This is a genomic window from Roseovarius halophilus (ex Wu et al. 2025) (assembly GCF_047086965.1).
The window spans coordinates 1-633 of record NZ_JBKOTX010000536.1 but is presented as its reverse complement, the minus strand read 5'-3'; the positions used below and the strand labels follow the sequence as shown (position 1 = coordinate 633).

The following is a 633-nucleotide window of genomic DNA, read 5'->3' as shown; positions in this document are numbered from 1 at the left end:
CATAGCCCACCATCCCCTCGACATTGCCCTTGTCATTCCCTTTGCCCGGCCGCCCGTAGCGGTCTCGGAACAGGTAGTGCGACAGCAGCCCGCTGAACAGCGTAGCGCGGACCCGTGTGCCATCCGGCTGGATCTTCGAGACTAGGCAACGGTCGTTGTCGTAGAGAACCGACAGAGGCACCCCGCCAAAGAAGGCAAAGGCATGCACATGCCCGTCCATCCAGGCCTCCGCCGTCGCCGCCGGGTAGGCCCGCACGAAGTAGGCATCGCTGTGCGGCAAATCCAGGACGAAGAAGTGGGCCTTTTGTTCGACACCCCCGATCACAACCAACGCTTCGCCAAAATCGGCTTGCGCATGGCCCGGCGGATGCGCCAGCGGCACGAACATCTCACGGGTGCGTCGTTCACGCTGCCGAACGTAGTCCTTGATGATCGTATAGCCGCCGGTGAACTTGTGTTCCGCCTTGAGCCGCTCGTGGATCCGCTTCGCCGTGTGGCGCTGTTTGCGGGGCACATTCTTGTCCCCTTCAAGCCAGCCGTCGATGATCTCCGTAAACCCATCAAGCTTGGGACGCTTGATCTCCTTCGTGCGCCGGTAGCCCGGCGGCGTCGAGAACGCCAAAATCTTGCGAA

General features: G+C 61.9%; 1 protein-coding gene. It reads right to left on the bottom strand.

Translation table 11 applies throughout. From position 1 onward, the window contains the following. A partial coding sequence (istA, locus tag ACH107_RS33360) for an IS21 family transposase (RefSeq protein ID WP_412509864.1) occupies positions 1-625 on the bottom strand: 625 nt, incomplete at its 3' end. Positions 626-633: the final 8 nt, after the last annotated feature.